General features: G+C 44.9%; 17 protein-coding genes, 2 tRNA genes and 1 pseudogene. 6 read left to right on the plus strand and 14 right to left on the minus strand.

Translation table 11 applies throughout. The features are described 5' to 3' along the window. From E0H88_RS03470 to E0H88_RS03485, 4 genes are read right to left on the minus strand one after another with little or no spacing between them, the layout of a single operon-like run. Positions 1-528 (minus strand): pilus assembly protein PilP, encoded by a 528-nt coding sequence (locus E0H88_RS03470; RefSeq protein WP_092820204.1) that lies wholly within the window; start codon positions 526-528, stop codon positions 1-3. Then, positions 528-1,265 carry a type IV pilus inner membrane component PilO gene (locus tag E0H88_RS03475; protein ID WP_131273118.1) on the minus strand — a complete coding sequence of 246 codons (738 nt, stop codon included), beginning with the start codon at positions 1,263-1,265 and terminating at the stop codon, positions 528-530. Before E0H88_RS03475 ends, E0H88_RS03470 begins: the two co-directional genes overlap by 1 nt. After that, entirely contained in the window at positions 1,262-1,915 is a 654-nt protein-coding gene (locus E0H88_RS03480; RefSeq protein WP_131273119.1) for a PilN domain-containing protein, read from the minus strand. The genes E0H88_RS03475 and E0H88_RS03480 overlap by 4 nt, the downstream gene beginning before the upstream one ends. After that, positions 1,915-2,976, minus strand: a complete 1,062-nt coding sequence (locus tag E0H88_RS03485) for a pilus assembly protein PilM (protein WP_131273120.1) — start codon at positions 2,974-2,976, stop codon at positions 1,915-1,917. Before E0H88_RS03485 ends, E0H88_RS03480 begins: the two co-directional genes overlap by 1 nt. Positions 2,977-3,141: 165 nt before the next feature. On the opposite strand from E0H88_RS03485, the gene ponA reads away from it, so the two are divergent. Then, a complete protein-coding gene (ponA, locus tag E0H88_RS03490; RefSeq protein WP_131273121.1) occupies positions 3,142-5,670 on the plus strand; it encodes a penicillin-binding protein PBP1a in 2,529 nt (842 codons plus the stop codon). 45 nt (positions 5,671-5,715) lie between these two features. On the opposite strand, the gene E0H88_RS03495 is transcribed toward ponA, so the two are convergent. The 9 genes and pseudogenes from E0H88_RS03495 to E0H88_RS03535 form a co-directional block, all read right to left on the minus strand. Next, positions 5,716-6,522, minus strand: a complete 807-nt coding sequence (locus E0H88_RS03495) for a putative RNA methyltransferase (RefSeq protein WP_131273122.1) — start codon at positions 6,520-6,522, stop codon at positions 5,716-5,718. 83 nt (positions 6,523-6,605) lie between these two features. Then, the gene (mraY, locus tag E0H88_RS03500) at positions 6,606-7,724 is read right to left on the minus strand and encodes a phospho-N-acetylmuramoyl-pentapeptide-transferase (protein WP_131273123.1); all 1,119 of its coding nucleotides are present in this window, start codon (positions 7,722-7,724) and stop codon (positions 6,606-6,608) included. Continuing rightward, positions 7,725-9,134, minus strand: a complete 1,410-nt coding sequence (locus E0H88_RS03505; protein ID WP_131273124.1) for a UDP-N-acetylmuramoyl-tripeptide--D-alanyl-D-alanine ligase — start codon at positions 9,132-9,134, stop codon at positions 7,725-7,727. 9 nt (positions 9,135-9,143) lie between these two features. Beyond that, positions 9,144-10,640, minus strand: coding sequence for a UDP-N-acetylmuramoyl-L-alanyl-D-glutamate--2,6-diaminopimelate ligase (locus E0H88_RS03510; protein WP_131273125.1), 1,497 nt, complete (start codon positions 10,638-10,640; stop codon positions 9,144-9,146). Positions 10,641-10,650: 10 nt separating this feature from the next. Continuing rightward, entirely contained in the window at positions 10,651-12,477 is a 1,827-nt protein-coding gene (gene ftsI / locus E0H88_RS03515) for a penicillin-binding protein PBP3 (RefSeq protein WP_131273126.1), read from the minus strand. Positions 12,478-12,491: 14 nt separating this feature from the next. Further along, positions 12,492-12,824, minus strand: a complete 333-nt coding sequence (gene ftsL, locus E0H88_RS03520; protein ID WP_131273127.1) for a cell division protein FtsL — start codon at positions 12,822-12,824, stop codon at positions 12,492-12,494. After that, a complete protein-coding gene (gene rsmH / locus E0H88_RS03525) occupies positions 12,824-13,747 on the minus strand; it encodes a 16S rRNA (cytosine(1402)-N(4))-methyltransferase RsmH (protein WP_131273128.1) in 924 nt (307 codons plus the stop codon). Before rsmH ends, ftsL begins: the two co-directional genes overlap by 1 nt. 261 nt (positions 13,748-14,008) lie before the next feature. Continuing rightward, the gene (locus E0H88_RS03530) at positions 14,009-15,028 is read right to left on the minus strand and encodes a sulfate ABC transporter substrate-binding protein (RefSeq protein WP_131273129.1); all 1,020 of its coding nucleotides are present in this window, start codon (positions 15,026-15,028) and stop codon (positions 14,009-14,011) included. A 248-nt stretch (positions 15,029-15,276) separates the two neighbouring features. Further along, a pseudogene (locus tag E0H88_RS03535) lies at positions 15,277-16,279 on the minus strand (sulfate ABC transporter substrate-binding protein). 376 nt (positions 16,280-16,655) lie between these two features. On the opposite strand from E0H88_RS03535, the gene E0H88_RS03540 reads away from it, so the two are divergent. From E0H88_RS03540 to E0H88_RS03560, 5 genes are all read left to right on the plus strand, one after another. Beyond that, complete coding sequence (locus E0H88_RS03540; RefSeq protein ID WP_131273130.1) at positions 16,656-16,958, plus strand: hypothetical protein; 303 nt, start codon at positions 16,656-16,658, stop codon at positions 16,956-16,958. A gap of 130 nt (positions 16,959-17,088) precedes the next feature. Beyond that, positions 17,089-18,597: a glutamate--tRNA ligase gene (gltX, locus tag E0H88_RS03545; RefSeq protein ID WP_131273131.1), complete on the plus strand. Its 1,509-nt coding sequence runs from the start codon at positions 17,089-17,091 to the stop codon at positions 18,595-18,597. A gap of 57 nt (positions 18,598-18,654) precedes the next feature. After that, positions 18,655-18,730, plus strand: a tRNA-Ala gene (locus E0H88_RS03550). Positions 18,731-18,759: 29 nt separating this feature from the next. Then, positions 18,760-18,835 (plus strand) — tRNA-Glu (locus E0H88_RS03555). 166 nt (positions 18,836-19,001) lie between these two features. Continuing rightward, positions 19,002-19,343: a zinc-ribbon domain-containing protein gene (locus E0H88_RS03560; protein ID WP_086197221.1), complete on the plus strand. Its 342-nt coding sequence runs from the start codon at positions 19,002-19,004 to the stop codon at positions 19,341-19,343. 24 nt (positions 19,344-19,367) lie between these two features. On the opposite strand, the gene E0H88_RS03565 is transcribed toward E0H88_RS03560, so the two are convergent. Then, complete coding sequence (locus tag E0H88_RS03565; protein WP_131273132.1) at positions 19,368-20,324, minus strand: cation diffusion facilitator family transporter; 957 nt, start codon at positions 20,322-20,324, stop codon at positions 19,368-19,370. Between the last annotated feature and the right edge of the window lie 66 nt (positions 20,325-20,390).

Here is a 20,390-nt window from a genome sequence, read left to right on the forward strand (position 1 = left end):
TTAAGGCGCTGGTCCAAGTAATACTAGACTTCTTGGACGTTCTACGTATCCTTCTCGCCCATCTGGAACAATTTCCACGAGATCAATCTGTGTAGGCGTAATATTGATCACACGACCATGATTCATACCCATATAACTACCGCGCTGGATTCGCTCAATTTCACCATCCGGGGTCTGAATCAACGCCAGGATCTGCCCAGACTGGTTACGCATACTTCCCTTCATATTTAACGATTCAATTGCATAACTTTCTAAAGGTTGCAATTGACGAGATAAATTAGGATAGACACGTTTTCCTGACATAATTTTCAATTCGGCAGCCAGTGAACTCGGTAAAAAAGGACTTTTAAGCTGGTGTGCCGCATAATCGAATGTTGGTACAGGTGGAAAAACCGGTGCAGGTTCAATCGGCAATGGAGGTTGATTGCGAATATTGGCCATTTGTTCATTCACGGCATCAATACGCGAATCACAACCGACCAGTAACACACCCAGCATCAAACTTAGAGAGATTTTTTGCATTTTCATTACTGTGTCCCTCCAGCCGCAGCAGTTGAATTAGTCCCTGCAGCCTGCGTTTCTGTCGCTTGAGCATCAGCAGCACCAATATAACGATATGTTTTTGCTTTAACGTTATAATTCACTTGAGGAATATCAGATTTTTTCTCTTTATTTTCTGACGCCGTAATTTCAAAATCATGCAAAGTCACAATACGTGGCAGTGCAGCAATTCCGCTCACAAAAGAACCAAAAGCATGATAGTCACCGGTTGCTTCAATCGCAATTGGCTGTTCAATAAAGAACTCTTGTTTTATTTCATTTTCTAAACGGATATTTTTGAATTTCAAGCCAGAATTTACACCAGTAACGTTGATATCCTCAACCAGTCCTGGAATTTCAGTTTCTTTAGGCAGTTGCTCCAATTGCTGGTTAAAATTCGCTTCCATTTCCTGTAACTGCGCTTGCAACAACTGCAAATTACGAAGCTTGGAATCTTTTTCACGAAATTCATTGAGCAGGTTTTGCTCTTGAGCAGCAGCATTGGAAATATCTTCCAATTTACTTTTAATTGTTAAAAAATAACCCAGAATCCCAATCGCCAGCATAATCGCAATCCAGCAGGTGATTTTGACGGATAATGGCCAACTACCATAATTATTTGGATCTAAAGTATTGAACTGCTGAAGGAACTTATCCAGCGTCATTTTCTTTTTAGGAACCACAGCTTCATTTGGATTTAATTCATCAAGTTCATCGAGACTCATTGGGCTGCCTCCACGGTTGAATTCGCTGTATTGGATTGTGCTTGTTGTTGTGCTTCTGGTGCCGCAGGCTGCGCGATTTCATCCAAGTCAGCAGTCACCACAAATGAACCATAACCTTCTTCAATACGCGGAATCACGGAACTTGGTGCTTTATCTTTTTGTTCTTCAACCGCTAAAAAAGAATTCATAAAAGCGTTGCGATACCAGGCAGATGCCTCCAAATTACGCAAAAACTCTGCAACGGTATTTGGACTTTCAGCTCTGCCTTCAATGGTGAATTTGTCGCCAGTACGCACAAATTTGGTAATATATAAATTACCTGGCGTAACCCGTACCAGTTCGTCAATCAGACGTACCGCAATCGGACGTTGCCCTTGCAGACCCTGAATCAGCTTCATGCGCTCAACAATGGCATTGCGCTGCGCTTCCAAACCTTCTAAAGATTTTAATTGCACATCAAGATTCTGGTTGGTACTGGTAATCAGCTGATTGGCCTGTTCTTGGTCTTCAAGTTTATGATCATAATAAAACCATGATGATGTAACCGCCAAAGCACCAATGAATGCCGCCCCAATACAAATGGCGATAAATTCTTTTTTTCGTTTTTCTCTTAGCTCATCACGCCAAGGAAGTAAGTTAATTCTTGCCATTAATCAAAACTCCTCAATGCCAAACCACATGCCACCATGAGCGAGGAAGCATCGTTCTCTATTTTTTTAATATCGATTTGTGGAGAAAACCCCATTTGTAAAAATGGGTTGGCAATCGTGACGCGATAACCCAGTTTTTGTTGTAGTAATTTCGCGAGCCCTGGAATATTGGCATTTCCCCCAGCCAATAAAATATGGTCAATCTCATTAAACTGTGAAGATGAGAAGAAGAACTGCAACGATCTTGCCGCTTGTTGAACCACAGCTTCCAAGAAAGGCTCTAAGACTTCAACATCATAGTCATCCGGTAATGAACGGGTTTTCTTGGCACGGCCCGCTTCTTCAAAAGACAGACCATAACGATTTTGAATTTCCTGAGTCAGCTGTTTACCCCCAAACACCTGCTCTCGTGTATAAATCACTTTATTATTTTGCATGACAGATAAGGTCGTCATGGTATGACCAATATCTAGAATACCGACCGTATTCACACCCATAGGCAAAGTATCGGAAAATACTTTATAGGCATTTTCTATCGCAAAACTTTCAACATCGGCAATTTTTGGGGTCAGGTTAGCCAGCTCCAGTACTTCAGCACGGGCTTCTACATTTTCAAGACGCGTTGCAACGAGCAGTACATTCACGCGATTCGGATTGGCTAAACGCTCCGGCAATACTTCAAAATCCAGGCTGGCTTCATCCAGAGGAAACGGAATATATTGCTCTGCATCCATACGGATCTGGACTTCACGTTCGTCATCCGTCATATCCGCATCCATTTCAATGGTTTTAGTAATCACCAGTGAAGTTGGAATTGCAAGGGATGCAGCTGTGGATTGGGTATTGGCAAGATTGAGTGCGCGCTCTAGTGCATCACCCACTGCCTCCGGATTTAAAATATTTTTTTCAACAACACTACCTTCAGGTAAAGGCACCAGCGCATAGCTTTCAACCCAATACCTGTTACCGCCCTTAACAGAAAGTTCCAACAATTTAACAGAAGTAGAACTAATATCTACTCCTACTAACCCCTTATTCGGCTTACGATATAACCTGAGCACAATATAATTCCTATTATTTTTTTATCCCCAATAAAAGTAACCTACTAATCAGTGATGGTCCATAATTTTATACAGATACAATAACTCATCTAACAATCTGTATGTGTAAAGGCTATACTGACCGCCAATTAGTTTGCCATTAGCTCTTATTAAAACTTACTTGTTATGAAAAAGCTATCACGTTCGGGCCATGTTCATCCATTTTTTTTGATCATAATTATAGTTTTGGTCTCAATTCCTATGGGATTTTATGGCATGTATCTCTATATTGCCCCATCCCTACCTAAAATGACTACCTTAAAAAAGGCACCGTTATTAAAACCTTTACAAGTATATAGTGCTGATAATGAGCTGATTGCCGAGTATGGCGGGAAATTATCCGTTCCAGTGGAATACAAACAGATTCCCAAACCTTTTATCTCTGCCTTTCTTGCGGCAGAAGATTCATCCTTCTTTGAACATAGCGGCATTAGTTTTAAAGGTTTAGGCCGCGCGGTGAGTGAAACCATCACCGGTTCAAACGTGCAAACCGGTGGGTCCACCATTACCATGCAGGTGGCAAAAAACTATTATTTAACGCCTGAACGTACGCTAAAACGCAAACTGACTGAAATTTTCCTGGCACGTAAAATTGAACAGAACCTGACCAAGGAAGAAATTCTCACCTTATATGTGAATAAAATCTTCTTGGGTAAGAATGCTTACGGGATTGCTGCAGCTGCAAAAATTTACTACAACAAAAATCTGGATCAGCTCAGTATTGCTCAAATGGCCATGATTGCCGGCCTGCCCAAGGCACCTTCAAAATACAATCCTGTGGTCAACCCTACCCGTGCCTTAGAACGCCGCAACTGGATTCTGGGTCGCATGCTGCAGTTGGGTTACATCAATCAGGCGCAGTATAAGCAGGCCATTGCTGAACCAGTTAACCTCGATATGCCAGACCGTGGCATCAATAATAAATACCCCTATGTCGGCGAAATGGTCCGTTCAGAATTGGTGGAAAAGTTTGGTGAACAAGCAATTGATTCTGGCTATAAAGTCTATACCACGATCAATAGCCAACGTCAGGCCTTCGCAGAACAGTCCGTACAGGAAGGCCTGGAAGCCTATGACCGCCGACATGGCTGGAGAGGTGCTGAAGCACATGACAAACCACTGAGCGATTTCACCCCTTATGCAAATACCTATCCTGCCAAGGTGATTAAAGTTGAGAAAAACATTTTTGAAGCCTTGATGCAGGATGGCTCTACCGTGACTGTACCCTGGTCAGGCATGTCCTGGGCATCTCCTTACAGAAATGCCAACAGCGTTGGCCCTGCTCCACGCACTGCTTCACAAATCGTGAAAGTAAACGATATTATCCGATTACGCCCGAACGACAATAAAACCTCTTGGGCACTGGTACAGATTCCTAAAGTTCAAGGCCAGCTGATTGCATTAAACCCCAACAATGGCGCAATTGAAGCGATTGTCGGCGGATATAATTTTTATCAGTCCAAATTTAACCGTGCCTTACAAGGCTGGCGTCAACCGGGTTCTACCATCAAACCCTTTGTCTATGCCTTGGCACTTGAGCGCGGCATGACCCCCTACAGCATGGTCAATGACAGCCCGATCACGATTGGCAAATGGTCACCGAAAAATTCCGATGGCCGTTATCTGGGCATGATTCCTTTACGTCGTGCCTTGTATTTATCACGAAATACGGTATCGGTTCGCCTGCTGCAAACGGTAGGCATTGAACGTACCCGGCAATTACTGATGGATTTCGGTTTGCATGAAAATCAGATCCCGCGAAATTACACCATTGCCTTAGGTACACCTCAAGTTCTTCCGATCCAGATGGCGACAGGCTATGCTACTTTCGCCAATGGCGGTTACCGCATTCAGCCGCATTTTATTGACCGTATTGAAGATGCTTATGGCAAAGTGATTTACCAAAGTAATCCGGACTATGCCTGCATTTCCTGCATCAACCAAAATGATGAAGAAACGGTATCTGCAGAACCACTTACCCCGGATGATGAAGTGATTCACGTCACCAATCAGATGCTGCCAGAGGAAAAAGAACTGGCTCAGCTTGAACTGGATGAAGCAAAAAGCCAGTACCGCCAGGCACAACGTGTCTTAAAATCAAGCTCTGCTTATGACATGGCCAATATTTTACGTGATGTGATTCAACATGGTACCGGACGTGCCGCACTCAGAATTGGCCGTGATGATATTGGCGGTAAAACCGGGACCACCAATGATGCTAAGGATGCCTGGTTTGCAGGCTTTAATGGCAAACTGGTGACGGTTGCCTGGGTCGGTTTTGACCAACCGACCACGCTGGGTCGGCGTGAATATGGTGGTGTTGCCGCACTGCCAATCTGGACCAACTTTATGGGCAACGCCTTAAAAGGTACGCCGGCAGCCTGGGTACGTCTCGACAAAAATGCCAAAGCCCCGGCCAATCGTAACCAGACGATTACTGTAGGCGAACCAGTCCAGACAGATCGCTCCTCTCCGCCTTTGGCTCGTCCATTGTATCGTCCGGCACCCGTGGCTCCAGTGCGGGCACCGGAACGCGACTTTGACGATCTTCCGGGAGAAGAAATTCTGGTTCCGGACAATGCCAACCCGCCAGATATGCAAAAACAAAACAACAAGCCGGATGCCCTGGATAATCTGATTGATGTATTTGAATAACACAATAAAAAGCCCTCAATTGAGGGCTTTTTGTTGCACTTAATTTTAAGCTTTCTTTTTAAATAGATAAATCTGGAATTGGGCTTTTAACTCAAACTGGTCTTTCTGTTCCAGAGCCTGACGACGTTCTGGCTTGGCTTTATAGGCATAAGGCGTCATGGCAATCAGATGCTTTAAATCAACCTGTTGCAAGGTAAATGGCGCATCCACCACTCTCTCTTCTACCAGTTCAAAAGCGTCTTCCAGCTGGGCGACAAATTTATACGGTTCATGCGGATTCACCTCTTCAAAAAGTGCCTCACGCATGGCATATAAATGCTCTGTTGCAGGCGTGACCACCATCAAATAGGCATGCGGTTTCAGTACCCGTAATATTTCCTGTTTGGGAATCGGACTAAACAGACTGGTACATAAATCAATTGACGCATCCAGTACCGGCAAGGTGGCTCCGGTTCCTACCACCCAAGTCATATTTTTATTCAGCTTAGCTGCGACCTGTACGGCATTTTTTGCAATATCCACGCCGACACATTGCAGCACTTCCGCCTGCATGGCATTGGTGTAATAGCCTTCGCCACAGCCAATATCCAGCAGATTTTCAACGCGCAATTCACGAATTTTTTCAACCACTGCCTGTTGTAAAGGCGCATAAAAACCGCCACTTAAAAATGCACGGCGCGCCTGTACCGATTCAGGCGTATCGCCCGGATTCTTGCTGTGCTTGTGTTGTACTACATGCAGGTTCACATAGCCCTGTTTGGCCACGTCATAACTGTGGTTGTTGACACAGTGCCATGTTTTTCCGGTCAGTTGCAATGCTTCATGACAGACAGGACACATCAGCAGATTCATATTTTTCTCCAGTGCCTGAAATCAGGCGATAAAAAAAGCCGGCAGATGTGGGAGCAAATGCCGGCTTTTTTTCGAATATTTGCTTAACGCAATTTTAAGGTCATTAAGCCTAAAACTACCAGCATAATCGTAATAATCCAGAAACGAATCACCACCTGGGTTTCACGCCAGCCTTTTTTCTCGTAATGATGATGTAGCGGCGCCATAAGGAAGACACGCTTGTTACGCATACGCAGGGAACCAATTTGCAGGAACACTGAAATGGCTTCTACCACAAATACCCCGCCCATAATCGCAAATACGATTTCCTGACGAACCATCACTGCAATGGTACCCAGCATTGCGCCTAAGGATAAAGCCCCGACATCGCCCATGAATACTTGTGCGGGATGCGCGTTATACCAAAGAAAGGCCAAACCGGCACCAATCATCGCGGCACAGATCACCACCAGTTCAGAGGAATATTTGACATAAGGAATATGCAGATAATTGGCAAAACGGACATCTCCGGCCAGATAGGCAAATACGCCCAAACCTGCAGCAACCAGCACAATCGGCATGATCGCCAGACCATCCAGACCATCGGTCAGGTTCACCGCATTGGATGCCCCGTTAATCACCAGATAGGTAAAGATAATAAAACCAATCCCTAAAGGAATAGCGGATAACGGAATGGTCAGGTTTTTAAAGAAGGGAATCAACAGGTCCAGCATATTGCTGGTGTGCACAGGATTGACCTGCTGGGTCGCAATCACATACAGCGCAATACCGGCACCCAAAGAAGCAACTGAAGTCCAGAAGAATTTTTTCCGTGCAGGCAGACCGGCATTGTCTTTATAGCGTACCTTGATCCAGTCATCAGCCCAGCCCACAGCACCAAAAATCACCATCACACCCAGTACAATCCAGACATAAGGGTTGGATAAATCTGCCCATAACAGGGTGGAAATACCAATCGACAGCAGGACCAGAATCCCGCCCATGGTCGGGGTTCCCATTTTTTTGGCATGATTTTCAGGAGCAAAAGAACTGACTGCCTGCCCATATTTTAAAGCCTGGAGCTTACGGATCATCAAAGGACCCAAAACCAGTCCAATGGTCAATGCGGTTAAGACACTAAGCAAAGCACGTAAAGTTAAATAACGGACCACCTGAAACGTGCTGTCAAAGCCCGCCAAATGTTCAAATAGCCATAACAGCATTTAGAGTTTCTCCATCAAATCAGCCATCAATGTTTCCATGTGGGTATAACGAGAACCTTTAAACAGGAAACTCATGGATTGAGGTTGATGCGTTTCAATTAAATCAAGTAAGAAAGGAAGGGCTTGTGCCTGGGTCAGGAAGGCCTGCATTTTTTTGCCATATTGGGTGCTGCGCGCCCCTTCCTGGGTGGCCGGGGCAAATTCACCCACAGCAACCACAAAATGAACTCCCGGTACCGAAACCAGATCACGGCCCAGCATATAGTGTTGCTGTGCAGCACTTGCACCTAATTCACCAATATCGCCAATCACCATCACTTTGACGCCTTCCTGCTGCGCCAGCACTTCGGCTGCAGCACGCATGGACGTCGGATTGGCATTGTAAGTATCGTCAATAAACAGATGTTTCGCAGTATGAATGAAGTTCAAACGGCCTTTGGCACCTTTCGCCTGCTCCAGACCTGTCACAATATCATCCAGCGCAACCCCAATCGCGAGCGCAAAAGCAGCTGCCGCCGTGGCATTCTGCACATTGTGTTCACCGGCAAATGGCAGGTTGATCTGACGCACACCTTGAGGGGTATTTAAAGTAAAGCGGGAAGATTGGGCATGCAACTCGATGTCTGTGGCAAAAACATCTCCCGCCTGTCCGAAACTCAAGACTTTTTCAGTCTGTACAGCCTGACGGATGGATTCAGCAAAATCATCGGCAGCGGGAACGATTGAAGTGCCTGTTTTGGCAATATGACCATAAATTTCCGATTTGGCACGGCAAATACCATCGCGTCCGCCAAACTCACCCAAATGTGCAGTACCAATATTGATAATCCCGGCCACATGCGGTTGAACCAGATTGGAGGTGTAATCAATCTCACCCTGATGGCTTGCGCCAAGCTCCATCACCGCATATTGATGTTCAGCACGCAGCTCGAGCAACATCATCGGTACACCTAAATCGTTATTCAGGTTACCACGGGTAATTAAGGTCGGTGCCAAACGAGATAGAATACTGCCCAGCATTTCCTTGGTAGTGGTTTTACCACTACTGCCGGTTAGCGCAATCACTTTCAATTGTGAATTTTGTGCACGGCGATAAGCCCCAAGATGTCCCAATGCCAGACGGGTATCAGCAACCACAAGCTGGCAGATATCAGCATCTACCGGATGGCTGACAATTGTGATTTCACAGCCCTTACCTGCCACTTGGGCAACAAAGTCATGCGCATCAAAACGTTCACCTTGCAGGGCAAGAAATGCATCGCCTTTTTCCGCAAAGCGTGAATCGGTCAAAATCCGTTTGATTGCGCCTTGAGGCACTTTCTCATTCAACCAGTAACCCTGGGTGGCTTCAGCCAGTTGTGCTGCTGTCCACGGTTCCAAAGGCACTGTACTGGTAGTTGATGTATGCATGATGGTTTCCTATTGTGCAGGATAAGCTGAATCTGGGGTGTGGTGTTGTGCATCAATGGCTGCCTGTACTTCAACCACATCATCAAACCAATGACGTACGCCATCAATTTCCTGATAGTTTTCATGCCCCTTTCCGGCAATAACCACAATGTCACCTGCCTGAGCCTGCTTCACTGCAAATTTAATCGCTTCACGGCGGTCATGAATTTCATGCACGCGATGCGCTGAAAAATCAATGCCGGCTTTCATGTCGGCAAAAATCTGTTCCGGGTCTTCGGTACGCGGATTGTCAGAAGTGATCAGCGCAACATCGGCATGATCCAGAGCAGCTTGGGTCATTAGCGGACGCTTGCCCCGGTCACGGTCGCCACCACAACCAAAGACTGCCCATAAATTTTTCGCTACATGGCGTTTTAAGGTGGTCAGTACCTGAATCAGGGCATCTGGCGTATGGGCATAATCGACCACAAACAGACGCTCGCCATCACGGATTACTTGCATACGACCCGGCGCACCTTGCAGCTTCGGTGCCACAGCAATCAAATCGGTCAGCTTGAAACCTGCCTGCTGTGCAGCAATCAGGCTCGCCACAAGATTTTCCACGTTAAAATGCCCCAGTAACGGGCTATTTACGTCAAATTCACCATCCGCGGTGACCAGTTTAAAGCATGCACCGCTTAAACTATATTGAATATTTTCAACCCGATAGTCAGCTGCTTGAGTGATTGAATAAGTGAAAATTTTCGGTCGGGCCGGATTTGATTGCGCAGCCTCAATCATGACCTGCGCATGCTCATCATCAATATTGATAATGGCCACTTTCAAGCTGGAAAACTTGAATAATCGCGACTTGGCTTCAGCATAGGCTTCAAGCGTGCCGTGATAATCCAGATGATCGCGACTCAAGTTACTATACGCCGCAATTTCAATATCGCAGCCATTCAAACGGCCCTGTTCCAGACCATGCGAGCTGGCTTCAATCGCTGCAAATTCAGCACCGGCCTGCGCATAGCCATGCAAGGCATTTTGCAGCTGCAAGGCATCCAGCGTGGTATGCGTAGAGGCTTCAAGATTCGGCAAAATACCGTTCCCGGTGGTTCCCATCACGGCACATTGCTTACCTTGCAACATCAACAGTTCAGCAATTAAACGCGAGATGGTGGTTTTACCGTTGGTTCCTGTCACGGCAATAATGCGCGCAGCATTTACAGCTTGGGTTGACTGTAAATATTGCTTTTGCCACTGTCCCATTAAATGACGGACATTCGGTACTACTATACTATTTTCCAGACCCAAATCCGTTTCGCTGACCACAGCCAAGGCACCACGTGCCAAAGCTGACTGTGCAAACTGCAAGGTTTTTTCAGGCTGGGAAAAACTAGTCAGGGCAATAAAAATTTGCCCTGGGTCAACTTTACGACTATCTAAACTAAAGCCAGCGAATGGCTTGCTCATCCATCCAGTGGTTTTCTCAGTGCTGTAGAGATCTTGAAATGTAATCGACATTCATCACCTGTTACTGGATTTTGGGAGTATCTAAAGGTTTATCTAAAGGCACGTTCATCAAACGTAAGGATTCCTGCATCACACGTGCAAATACCGGCGCTGCCACCAGACCGCCGTAATATTGTCCTTTCGGATTTTCTACCACAACGACCATCGCCAGGCGCGGATCACTGACCGGTGCCATGCCGGCAAACAGCGCACGGTATTCACTGTCTGAATACCCCTTGCGGTCTGCACGTAACTTATGCGCGGTACCGGTCTTACCTGCGACACGATAACCCGGAATATTGGCCTGCTGTGCCGTACCACCCGGCAAGGTCACTGCTTCCATCATCAACAAAACCTGTTCGGCAATTTTTGCATCGACAATTTGCTCACCCTTCGGTGGCTGATCCAGCTTGTACAAGCTTAAAGGCATCTTCACGCCTTTATTGGCAATCATGGCATAGGCATCGGCAATTTGTAGTACGGTCGCATTCAGGCCATAACCATAGGCCATGGTGCCCACTTCCGAGACATTCCATTTGCTTGGCGGCAAAATCAGGCCCGCACTTTCACCCGGGAATTTCACCGCAGAACGCTGCCCCATGCCCACACGTTTATAGAAAGTCGGCAGGGTGGCATAAGGCAGTGACAAGGCAATTTTTGCCACCCCAACGTTGGATGATTTCTGGATGATGCCGCCCAGAGTCAGTGCGCCATAGTTATGCGTATCCCGAATGGTATGATTACCAATGCGCATACTACCCGGTGAAGTATTCACCACTGAATTTGCAGTGTATTTACCACTTTCCAGCGCCATAGCAACCGTCAAGGGTTTCATGGTTGAACCCGGCTCAAATGAATCCACTGCACCGCGGTTACGCATGGCATCTTTATTGCCTAAACTTTTTTTATCATTCGGGTTGTAAGACGGCCAGCTGGTCATGGCCAGAATTTCACCGGTTTTGACATCCACAGCAATGGCTGTAGCAGAACGCGCATTATTCGCCACACCAGCAGCGGTCAATTCACGGTACAGAATATATTGCAGCCGTGAATCAATACTTAAGGTAATATTTTCCCCGGCTTCAACTTCCTTGATAATTTCAGGATCTTTAAAACGGTTGCCCTTTTTATCCCGCACAATCTGCTGTTCGCCATCATGACCAGACAAAGCCTTATTCAGCTGCATCTCCAGACCTTCAATCCCTACGCCTTCACTGTTGGTCAAACCAATAATCTGGGCATTCGGCTGCGGCTGCGGATAATAACGCTTATAGTTCTTTTCGGTATAAACGCCCTGGAATTCACGTTTGGCAATCAGCTCCGCTTGCTGGGGTGGAATTTCTTTTTGCAGGACCAGATAACGTGAACGCGGACGCTCATTCATTTTCTTTTTCAGCTCGGCACGGTCGATACCCACTGCATCGGCAAGTTCATCCAGATTCAGGTTTTTATCCGGTAACTGACGTTTCAGTTTGCGGTTATGAGGATCTTTAGCCAGTTCGGCAGTAATCTCGTCAAACAGTTTTTTGGTTTCAAAATAGTCGCGCGGATCAATCACCACCTTCATGACCGGCGTACTAATGGCCAAAGGCACCCCATGGCGGTCATAAATGACGCCACGCATCGCCTTGATTTTTTCAGTTCGCAAAATATTGGCATTGGCCTTGTTTTGCAAAAAGTCCTTATTGATCACCTGTACATAAAATGCACGGCCCACCAAGGCCAAAAAGCACAGTAGAACCACACCCCACATCAGGTAAAAACGCCACATGTCTACGCTGAGGGCATTTTTCTCGGTAATCGGCTGCTGCTTTTTGCGTGTTGCCTGACTTGTTCTCTTGTCCACCATAATTACAGCTAGCCTTATTTTTTATCGTCTGAAGTCATTGGTAAAGAAATTACAACCGTCTGTGCCGCAGGAGGTGAATACATGCGCAATTGCGTGACCGCACGTGTGCCAATTTGCGCCGTCGCACCAAAGGTTTGTTGCTCAATCAGCAAACGCCCCCACTCTGCATTCAGATCATCCCTTTCCCGCATAAAAGAACTTAACTCGCGATAATCATGACGATATTCAAATACCTGGAATACCACCATAATTGCGCTAAGAAAGACCAGCAGCAGCAAAACGATATAGCTGATGAGTTTTTTCATCGGCTTTTTGTCGGTTTTCTTTTCAACAACTTCAGTTTTCATTATTCGCCTTTTGAAGCTAAGCGCTCTGCAACTCTAAGCCATGCACTGCGAGAACGAGGGTTGGCTTTGACCTCTTCTTCACTGGCACGGACTCGGGAAATCTTCTTTAAACGACGGGTATCTTCCCGTTTTTGTGGCAATCCCCAACCGGTATCTTCCGCTAAAGTCGATTCTTTTTGAATAAATTGTTTAATCAGACGGTCTTCCAGTGAATGGAAACTGATGACCGCCAAACGTCCCTCGGGTTTTAAAACTTCCACAGCCTGTGGCAAGAAAGCTTCAATATCTTCTAATTCTTTATTAATGGCAATACGAATCGCCTGAAAAGTTCGGGTTGCAGCATGTTTATTTTTTTCCCATTTAGGATGGGCAACTTTGACAATTGCAGCCAGTTGAGCCGTGGTTTCAATATAACCGGCTGCCTTAATGGCTTTGGCAATACGGCGACTATAACGCTCTTCGCCATACTGGAAAATAATATTCGCCAGGGCTTCTTCTTCAATATCTACCAGCCACTCAGCTGCCGTTGGACCTTGCGAGTTATCCATGCGCATATCCAGTGGCCCATCTTTCATAAAACTAAAGCCACGTTCCGCCTGGTCCAGTTGTGGAGATGACACGCCTAAATCTGCCATCACCCCATCCACCTGGTCGATGCCCAGCGCTTCCAGTTCCTGTTTTAAATCGGCAAAGCTGGCATGAATAATCTTAAAGCGTGAATCTTCCTGTTCCAATACCGCTGCCGTCTGCAAGGCTTGTGGATCTTTATCAAAGGCATAAACACGGGCATTTTCATCTAACTTAGACAGTAATAAACGGGTATGACCGCCGCGACCAAAGGTCCCATCGACATAAATTCCTGTATTGCGGTCTGCCAACAAGGCATCAACAGTTTCATGAAGTAATACAGAAATATGCGACATAAGGGTTCAATCAATACTAGGAAAAATGTAACTGCACATTATTACCTTGTTTTAACAAAGCTCCAAACGACTTTTTGTAGGGAAATATTACTTTTCATAGAGAAAACCGTTTCAAACTGGGTTCACCGCAAATCTATTCTATCTTGCATGTGATTTTTATCGTTTAGTGAGTTTGCTGATTTAAAAATGATGCTTCACTCTTCATCTTGGCAGCCATAAAAAAGCCAATCTCTCAGGATTGGCTTTTTAGATCAGGCAGAATTAACGTTTCGTATTATAAATCTGGTCAAAAATCGCACCGTTCACAAAGTGAGTCTGTTGTGCTTTGGACCAGCCACCAAATACTTCATCAATAGTGAAGGTTTTTAGTTTCGGGAATTGAGCAGAATATTTAGCCAGCACTTCCGGATTACGCGGACGATAGTAGTACTTGGCTGCCATTTCCTGACCCAATGGTGAGTACAAGTAGTTGATATAACCTTTGGCCAACCACTTGTTGCCATCTTTCTCTACGTTTTTATCTACGATTGCAACCGATGGTTCAGTCAAGATAGACATGGATGGATAAACAATTTCAAATTTGTTTTTGCCCAGGCTTTTTTGAGTTACCAAGGCTTCATTTTCCCAGGTCAATAACACATCACCGATACCGCGCTCAGCAAATGTAGTCATTGAAGCACGTGCAGCCGAGTCCATCACCTTGACGTTACGGTACATTTTACCCACAAAATCTTTGGCTTTGGCATCGCTACCGCCCGGTTGCTTCAGTGCATAACCCCAGGCAGACAGATATACCCAACGCGGTAAACCACCGGTTTTCGGGTTCGGGGTAATAATCTGTACGCCTGGCTTGGTTAGGTCAGACCAGTCTTTAATATGCTTTGGATTACCTTTACGTACCATAAAAACGATGGTCGAAGTATAAGGTGCAGAGTTATGCGGGAACTCTTTTTGCCAGCCCGGCTGAATCTGACCCGACTTGACGATTTCTTCAATATCATTTGCCAAGGCCAAAGTGACAACATCCGCTTTCAGCCCATCCACCACGGAACGTGCCTGCTTGCCTGAACCACCATGAGACTGTTTAAAATTCACACTCCGCCCAGTACGCTCTTTCCAGTAAGCACCAAAAGACTTGTTGAATTCATCATAAAATTCACGTGTTGCATCATAAGATACATTTAAAAATTCACGGTCTGCCGCCTGAGCAGAAGTTGCAGTAAAAGCAATGCCGCTCGCAAGCAATGCTGCACTGAATAAGGCTTTGAATTGAGTTTTCATGACAATACAGATCAATTATCTTCATTAATGCTAACTATATGAAATAAAGTCATAATTCGCAATTCATCAAATTTAGGCATAACCGATTAAGATGAAAGGTTTTTCTTCTTAATCCACTGTTTTAGATACAAAAATAACGACAACATTATACTTATTCAAGATATATAGATTTTTATGGATTAGATATAAAAAAACGAATAACAAAGTTAGCCGTTTTCTGATTTTAATGCTTGATCACGATCAAAATACTAATTTTTTTCGCTATAGATCTGGTCAAAAATGGCACCATTCACGAAGTGAGTTTTTTGCGCTTTCGCCCATCCGCCAAACACATCACCAATGGTAAACAGTTTGATTTTTTGGAAATTGTGCCGCATATTTCGCTGCCGCTTGTGAATTACGCGGGCGGAAGAAATATTGTGCTGCCAGCTCTTGCCCCTTTGGCGAATATAGATAGTTGAGATAACCTTTAGCCAGGTTTCGGTTGCCGTCCTTATCCACATTTTTATCGACAATCGCTACCGATGGTTCTGCCAAAATTGAAATGGAGGGATAAACAATCTGATATTTGTCTTTACCCAAACCTTGAGTCGCCAGCAGAGCCTCATTTTCCCAAGACAGCAGCACATCACCAATACCACGCACAGCGAAAGTGGTTAAGGAACTGCGTGCGCCAGAATCCAGCACCTTCACATTAGCATAAAGCTTTTTCACCAGCTCAAGTGCTTTGGCATCATTGCCACCCGGCTGTTTTAACGCATAGCCCCATGCAGACAGGTAAATCCAGCGTGGTGCACCGCCGGTTTTCGGATTTGGCGTAATAATTTCCACACCCGGCTTGGTTAAATCGTTCCAGTCTTTAATATTTTTGGGATTCCCTTTGCGAACCAGAAAAACTACGGTCGAGGTATAAGGTGCAGAATTGTTCGGAAACTGCTTTTGCCAGTTTTTATGGATCAGGCCCGCCTTCACAATTTCATCAATATCGTTGGCTAGCGCCAGGGTCACGACATCAGCCTGCAAACCATCAATCACGGAACGTGCCTGCTTGCCTGAACCGCCATGAGATTGTTTGAAATTGATCTCCTGTCCGGTACGTTGTTTCCAGTACGCACCAAAGGCCTGATTATATTCCTGATAAAATTCTCGGGTCGGATCATAAGAGACATTCAGGAAATCTTTCGCGGCGAAACTCTGCGTGCCCATGCTCCCCAGCAAGACCAAAAGAGTAGATGCGAATATTTTTTTCATGTGTAACTCCCTTTTATTTAACTTTATTTAATAATGAGGCCACTATATAAATCATAAATATTTTTAACAATCATATACTTATAATATTTTATTGATTAAAAATCGTTTTTTAAAGATATCCATAAAAATGCTTTAAAATGCATTTTTAGCACTAAAAAACTCCGAATAAATTTCCAGCTTGTTGTTTTTCCTCATTCTCCATGTTGTCTCCATATTCTTTTGATACAAAGAGCACAATGTTTATAGGTATTTTATTATTTTGTAAAAAAGTGTGATCCAGTTCTACTTTTGTATTTTTTTGTGTGATTAAATGGTAGTCACTCATCGGATTAAAACAATATATAAAATTCCAGCACCGGAAAAGGGGGATGTGAAAATGCGATATGCAGCAGTTATACAAGCGTTTAGCTTAAGTTTAACTTTAGGGTTTATGGCTCAGCTGGGACATTCAACTGTAATTAAAGGTACTGAAGGCAAAGTGACTTTAGGCACTGAAAAGTCTTCATTGATTGAAAAAGCCCTGCAACAGCAAAAGCAAGGTGGAAATACCTTACGTGCCGATAACGATTTAAAAATGCTGACCGAGATTAAAGTTGCACCGACTCAAAGCTTCTTTGCTGCTCAAAACCAGAAATTTAGCCGTTTTGTGCAAGCACTGTTCCCTCAAAGCAGTTCTTAACTCAACAGCGAACTTCGCACCCCTTTAGAAGTTCCGATTTAGCCTAATCATTTCAATGTTGAATTTAACATTAAGTGATTAGGCTTTTTCGTTATAATAGCTCCCATTCACATTCTGAAAAATATTGGTTATGACTGTCCGTACTCGTATTGCGCCTTCTCCTACTGGCTTTCCACACGTAGGCACTGCTTATATTGCCTTGTTTAACTTATGTTTTGCTAAACAGCATGGCGGTGAATTTATTCTTCGTATCGAAGATACCGACCAACTGCGTTCAACTCCTGAATCTGAAAAAATGATTTTAGATTCATTGCGCTGGTTAGGCTTAAATTGGTCAGAAGGTCCGGATGTGGGCGGTCCACATGCGCCTTACCGCCAGTCTGAACGTATGGGCATCTATAAACAATATGCTTTGGAACTGGTAGAAAAAGGCCATGCTTTCTACTGCTTCGCAACAGCGGAAGAACTGGATCAGATGCGTGCGGAACAGCAGGCGCGTGGCGAAACGCCACGTTATGATGGCCGGGGTTTATTATTGTCTCAGGATGAAGTTGCACGTCGCCTTGCCGCAGGTGAGCCCCACGTGATTCGTATGAAAGTACCTGAAGAAGGTACTTGTAAAGTCAACGACTTACTGCGTGGGGAAGTTGAAATTCCTTGGGCTCAAGTCGACATGCAAGTTTTGCTCAAAACCGATGGTTTACCGACTTACCATCTTGCCAATGTGGTTGATGACCATCTGATGCAAATCACTCACGTTTTCCGTGGTGAGGAATGGTTACCGTCGGCACCGAAACACCAGTTGCTTTACAAATACTTTGGCTGGGAAATGCCGGTACTGGGTCATATGCCATTACTTCGCAACCCGGACAAATCAAAACTGTCTAAGCGTAAAAACCCGACTTCTATCAATTACTACAAAGACATCGGTGTACTTCCAGAAGCGTTATTGAACTATTTGGGCCGTATGGGCTGGTCAATGCCAGATGAACGTGAAAAGTTCACTTTGGCAGAAATGATTGAGCATTTCGACATTAAACGTGTCTCCCTCGGCGGTCCAATCTTTGATGTGGAAAAACTGAATTGGCTCAATGGTCAATGGATTAAAGCGCTCTCTCCTGCCGAACTGTTAAATACCTTATTGGCATGGAAATCTGACCGCAACACCCTGGAAGATATTGCCGCTGCCATTCAGCCGCGTATTAACCTGCTTTCTGAAGCCGTGAATTGGGCAGGTTTCTATTTCAACCAGTTCCCGAGCATCAGCAAAGAACAGTTTGAAAGCAAGAAACTGACCGAAGAACAGGTTCGTCAAAGCTTGCAGTTTGCCATTTGGCGTCTGGAAAGCCTGTTCACCTGGAATAATGACACGGTGAGTCAGACCTTAATGGACCTGGCCAACCAGATGGAAATTAAGCTTCGTGACTTTATGCCAACTTTCTTCATTGCCATTGCCGGTTCAACCAGTTCAACCCCGGTAATGCAATCCATGGTAACGATTGGCCCCGATTTAACTTTTGCGCGTTTACGCCATGCCCTGGAAATTGTGGGCGGTCCGAGCAAAAAAGAAGCAAAATCTTGGGAAAAACTCAATGAAAGCTTAAAATTGCCGAAAAATGACGCAGTTGATGAAGCATAATTGATTTTATAGTTGACGTGTGAGCGCAATACCCCTAATATTGCGCTCACACAAGCTGGGGTCATAGCTCAGTTGGTAGAGCGCTACAATGGCATTGTAGAGGTCAGGAGTTCGATCCTCCTTGACTCCACCAAGTTCCACCTTTTTTGTGTTGCCTCAATTGTCCCTATCGTCTAGAGGCCTAGGACATCGCCCTTTCACGGCGGTAACCGGGGTTCGAATCCCCGTAGGGACGCCATATTCAAGATGACTACAATCCACTTGTAGTGATCTGATAAAAAACCCAAGCATTGCGACTTGGGTTTTTTATTGCCACAATTTTTTATCAACTTTTATTTGCGCTGTTTTTGCTTTCTGTGTCATTCCGATTAAAATAAGCGATAAATTAAAATGATGGAGTTGTAATGCAATACCGTTGCCCAAAATGCCAAAGCCCTAAAATTATGCCTGTCGCTCAAGCCGGTAGCCCTGCAGTACGCCCTGTAGTTCCTAAAAGCCTCGTCTTTCTTATTCCTGCAGTCTTTATCTTATTGCTGCTGGTTTTAATTAGTATTGCAATGTGGATTTTCGGCGATGGTGCAGGCTCTACCCTACAAGTTGCAACAGTAGTGGCCTTTATCATCTGCGTGATCGCCGGTTTCCTGTTTTACCGCGACCTGCCAGATTTTAAAATTTCCATGCAAGGCTTTATGCAGTCGCAAAAGAAATGGAAATGCCGTGAATGTAATCACGAATGGGAAATCTAAAATAGATTCGATTTCACATCAGTTTCAGTGCTGGTGTGAATCTTCCTGATGAGATGAATGTTCTTCGTGATCATCATGGCGATGACAGGAGGAATGCAGCCCACATTCATAATCTTCAATCTGTAGCGTTATTTCCGCAATACCATGTTGATGGCTCAACATTTCCAAAGCCTGTTGATATAACAGATTATGGTCTGCCTCAGGTGCATAGAGATGTACAGTCAGATGGACATTCTTGGAGGTAATAGCCCAAACTTTCAGTTGATGAATACTTTCCACATCCGCTAAGCTCAACAGGTCATTACGCAACTGCTCAATATCAATCTCTTCCGGAACCCCTTCCAGCAAAATATTGATACTTTGCTTAAGCAAAATCCAGGTTCTTGGCAGCACCCAGAAACCGATCAGCACCGCAATAAGCGTATCCACCCACATCCAGCCAGTGAAATAGATGATCGCAGCGCCAATAATCACCCCGATCGACCCCACCGCATCACTTAAAACTTCCAGATAAGCACCTTTCACATTCAGGCTTTCAGTGGAACTGGAAAATAAAATCCGCATCGAAATCAGGTTAATCACCAAGCCAATGACCGCCACACCCAGCATGCCCAGACTTTGAATTTCCGGTGGATGGCTAAAACGCTGATAAGCTTCAAACAGGATATAAATGGCGACAACAAACAGCATCAAGGCATTAAACAGCGCGGCCAGAATTTCAAAGCGCTGATAACCAAAAGTTCTTTTATCATCTGCTGGCATTTTGCCAATTTTGATCGCCACCAGGGCAATGGCCAAGGCTGCCGCATCGGTAAACATATGTGCAGCATCGGAAAGCAGGGCCAAACTTTCAGTGACGAAACCCGCAACCACTTCAATAATGAGAAAAGTGCTTGTGAGCGCCAGAGCAAAGGTCAGCTTTTGGGCATTACTTTCCGTCACCACTGCATGACTATGTTCATGTCCGTGATGTCCACTCATTGCAACTCCCAATTATTTTTATTTATAAAAATAATTTATCCCTAAACAAGAGAGATAAATACTATA

The organism is Acinetobacter sp. ANC 4216, assembly GCF_004331195.1.
Taxonomy (GTDB): Bacteria; Pseudomonadota; Gammaproteobacteria; order Pseudomonadales; family Moraxellaceae; genus Acinetobacter; species Acinetobacter kookii.